The organism is Marinospirillum sp., assembly GCF_014859565.1.
Genome location: NZ_JACUUA010000288.1, coordinates 1 through 3540 on the forward strand (window position 1 = coordinate 1; position 3540 = coordinate 3540).

Here is a 3540-nt window from a genome sequence, read left to right on the forward strand (position 1 = left end):
AGCTTTTTCCCCGGCATACAGGTTCGGGTAATACCGTAGGCACACAAGAACGCCAATGACACCACCAGCAACATAGTGACAAAGGCAATAAAGAAAGAATTCTGTATGGAGTTAACCAACGCGGGTGTAGAAAAATAGTACTGGTAATTCACCAGACCAATAAACTCGCCACGGCTGTTCTGTAAGCTTTTCAGCAGCATGGTATACAGTGGCAGCGCCAGACCTATAAGCATCAATGCCAACGCAGCAAGTAAAAACAATAGCTTAAGTAGTTTTTCAGAATTTATTTTACGGCGCCAGTCTATTGCTCCAGCCATAGGAATACCAGCACTCATGTTAATGCACCTGTTGGGTAAAAATACGGCAATAACACTGAGGCAGACGTAAAAACACTTCTCGCCCAACCGCAATAATCATGCGTTCGGCATCAGTATGCTGCAAATCCACGACTAGCTGCTGGTCCTGCATTAACAGGTCACAGGTTACACGCATAAATGAACCCAAATACTCCACATGCACCACCCGCGCTTCCAGTGAGCCCTGCTCATCTTCACGCTCTGTCAGCACGACCTCTTCAGGACGTATACCCAAGCAGGCTGAATCGCCCGTATTTAGCTCATGCGGAAGACAGGGTAGATGCTGAATACCCAACTGTACTCCCGAAGCCGATACGACATTAACCGGCAGCAAATTCATACTGCCGACAAACCCGGCAACGAAGGCATTGACCGGATGGCGATAGATCTCTTCTGGTGTGCCTATCTGTTCAATCACGCCATGGTTCATTACCACAATACGATCAGCCATGGTCAGCGCTTCTTCCTGGTCATGGGTCACCATAACGGTTGTCACACCCAGTGCCTGTTGCAATGACTTGATCTGCTGGCGCAGGTGCAAACGCACACGTGCATCCAGCGCGGACAGGGGTTCATCCAGCAATAACAACCCAGGCTCAGTCGCCAGCGCACGTGCCAGCGCGACTCGCTGCTGTTGGCCACCTGACAACTGCGCCGGATACTTGGCATCTGAGCCCTCCAGGCCGATCAATGCCAGCAGTTCCTGCACCCGCTCACGGATACGCGTTTTGCAGTAGCCCTGACTTTTCAGGCCGTAGGCGATATTGTCCGCAAGGGTTAGATTGGGGAACAGAGCGTAGGACTGGAACACTATGCCAAAATCGCGTTTTTGCGGCGGTAGCCTGGTGATTTCTTTATCCATTTGAAAAATTCGTCCGCTGCTCTGCATCTCCAGCCCGGCTATTGCACGCAACAAGGTGGTTTTCCCGCACCCTGACGGGCCAAGAAAGCAAACAAACTCACCCTCAAAAATTTCCAGATCTATCGCTTTAAGTGCTGTAAATTCACCAAACTGCTTGGTCAGGGCCTCAATTTTCAGACACACCTGAGGTGCAGCATAGGCGCTGTGATCCAGCGTGTAAGCTTTCGGCACAAAGGCCGTCATGGATGATTTCTGCAATGCATGCATAGGGATAACTCCAATTGAAAAAGCAGGTGGAGCATCCATGCTCACACCCGCAGGGTACAGTCCGACGGATACTTAACGCGCTTCAGTTTTACCGTCGTAACGACGCTGCCATTCCTGCAGGATGCGATCACGGTTCACAGCCGAGAAGCTGAAATCGTTATCGATCATGCGCTCGACAATATCGACGGGATAGTTCTCAATTGGCTGTGCAACACCAGGCATCGCCACCACCGCATAACCTTCGTTATACAATTCATTGGCTTCACGACTGATCGCCCAGTCCATCAGAGTTTTGGCTGCCTCAAGGTTTTTAGTGCCCTTTACGATAGCGGCCGCTTCCATATCCCAGCCTAAACCTTCAGATGGAAATACGACTTCAACCGGTGCACCCTGAGATTTCAGGCGTGCCGCACGGAACGCGAAGGACACTCCAACGACAGCTTCACCCGAAGCGGCCAGATTACAGGGTGCTGAACCTGAGTGAGTGTAACGGCTGATATTGTTGTGCAGTCCATCCATGAAATCCCAGGCTTTCTCTTCACCCCAGAGCTGTATCCAACTGGACACATCCAGGTAGCCGGTTCCGGAAGAGCTTGGGTTAGGCATGACCAGATGGCCCTGATATTCCGGACGGGTCAGATCTTCCCAACTGGTTGGCATAGGCACACCCAGCTTTTCACCTTCAATGGTGTTGTAGCAAATTGCGGCTACCCAGGCATCCATACCAACCCAGGCAGGCGGGGTATTCTGATCAATGAACTTGGGATCAAGGTTTTCGACACCCGCAGGCGCGTAGGCATGTAGCATCTCTTCTTTGTCTAACAGCAACAAACTGGTTGCTGCAAGGCCCCAGATCACATCCGCGCGGGGATTTTCTTTTTCAGCCAGCAATCGCGCCGTCATTACTCCCGTAGAGTCGCGAACCCAGCGAATGCTGATCTCAGGATGCGCCTGATTAAAGCGCTCGGCATATTTCTGCAGGTCATCCGACTCAACAGCGGTATAAACAGTCAATTCTGTTGCTGAAACAGCTTGCACTGCCACGATTGAACCCAGGGCAAGTGCAACAGCTGTTTTTTTCAGGGAGTGAAACGGTGCGTTTTTCATGATGTCTCCTGAGTATCAATTGGTATAGACCAGATACTAAGAGCAAAATGTTGCAACTTAATGACAGTTTATTGAACTTTTCAGGTCATGATCCGGGCTCTGATCGCCTTAGCGATTTGCTCCACGGCAATGACAACTACTAACACCACCAAAATAATGGTCAAGGCTTCCTTATAACGGAACAGATTCATCGCTGAAGTCAGCTCTACACCTATACCACCAGCACCAACAAGCCCGAGAACCACAGCACTTCTTACCGCTTTTTCAACACTATAAAGACTGGTGGCGACAAAAGACGGAAAGCATTCCGGTATAATTGCTCCGGCTATCACTGCAGTTCTTGAAGCCCCTGAGGCTTTTAGAGCCATACCCGGCTTCGGGTTGGTCTCTTCAATGCGTTCAGCAAAAAAGCGCGCACAAAAGCCAATCGTATCCATGATAATGGCCAGGATACCCGCCAGTGGCCCCAAACCAACAGCGACAACAAATATTAGCGCCCAGATCAAATCTGGAATGGTGCGCAAAGTAGCTACAATATTAATCATCACCACTCTGACAATCGCATGTGGAGAGGTATTCCGTGCGCAAAGCAGTGCAACGGGTAAGCTCAGTAGAACACCAAAGGTCACACCGACTATTGCCATGTTCAGTGTTTCCAGCATTGACTTGGCGATCACATCCAATCGTGACGTTGATGGCGGAAAGGCCGATAAGAAGAACTCTCCCAGATTACTGCTGCCTGCAATTAAACGATTCAAGGAGATATCTGCACTGCTAATACCCTGAATGAAAAACGCCAAAAAAGTGATCAGCACTACCCAGGCAAAGATGGATGGCTTTTGGAAACGACTGGGCTCAAACCCACGTGATTCATGAGACATAAGCACCCTCTTGAGCAAAGCTTTGCTCCAGCTCTTGCATAGAAGCCAATTCATACAAAGCCGCCAG

The 3540-nt window shown here is 50.0% G+C and carries 3 protein-coding genes and 1 pseudogene; all 4 read right to left on the bottom strand.

The features are described 5' to 3' along the window. Window positions 1-335 (bottom strand): annotated as a pseudogene (locus IBX50_RS18435) (putative 2-aminoethylphosphonate ABC transporter permease subunit); the annotation flags it as partial. A gap of 1 nt (window position 336) precedes the next feature. Then, a complete protein-coding gene (locus tag IBX50_RS18440; RefSeq protein ID WP_292257865.1) occupies window positions 337-1485 on the bottom strand; it encodes a putative 2-aminoethylphosphonate ABC transporter ATP-binding protein in 1149 nt (382 codons plus the stop codon). Window positions 1486-1557: 72 nt separating this feature from the next. After that, window positions 1558-2592, bottom strand: a complete 1035-nt coding sequence (locus IBX50_RS18445; RefSeq protein ID WP_292257866.1) for a putative 2-aminoethylphosphonate ABC transporter substrate-binding protein — start codon at window positions 2590-2592, stop codon at window positions 1558-1560. A gap of 80 nt (window positions 2593-2672) precedes the next feature. Beyond that, on the bottom strand, window positions 2673-3540 hold an 868-nt coding region (phnE, locus tag IBX50_RS18450), incomplete at its 5' end, for a phosphonate ABC transporter, permease protein PhnE (RefSeq protein WP_366930753.1).